General features: G+C 67.7%; 1 protein-coding gene. It reads left to right on the top strand.

Features of this window, described 5'->3' with window-relative positions; all coding sequences use genetic code 11:
• Positions 1 to 279 (top strand): nitrite reductase small subunit NirD (gene nirD, locus ACYPXD_RS00965; RefSeq protein ID WP_459706431.1); only part of this gene is annotated, 279 nt, incomplete at its 5' end.
• Positions 280 to 285: the final 6 nt, after the last annotated feature.

Raw genomic sequence — 285 nt, 5'->3', positions numbered from 1 at the left:
ATTCCGCCGCTCGGCAGCCGCGTGCTCGAACGCGAGAACGGCAATATCGCGATCTTCCGCACCGCGCAGGACAACATCTTCGCGCTGCTCGACCGCTGCCCGCACAAGGGCGGCGCGCTGTCGCTCGGCATCGTGCACGGCGAGAGCGTGACCTGCCCGCTGCACGCGTGGAATATCGATCTCGCCAGCGGCCTCGCGAAGGCGCCCGATGAAGGCTGCGCGCGCCACTTTCCGGTGCGTGTCGATGCAGACGGCACGGTTTATCTGTGCCTCGACTAGCGCGCG

The sequence above is a fragment of the Paraburkholderia sp. 2C genome, assembly GCF_054589215.1.
The sequence above is the reverse complement of the archived record's forward strand: the minus strand, read 5'-3'. Positions and strand labels throughout refer to the sequence as shown.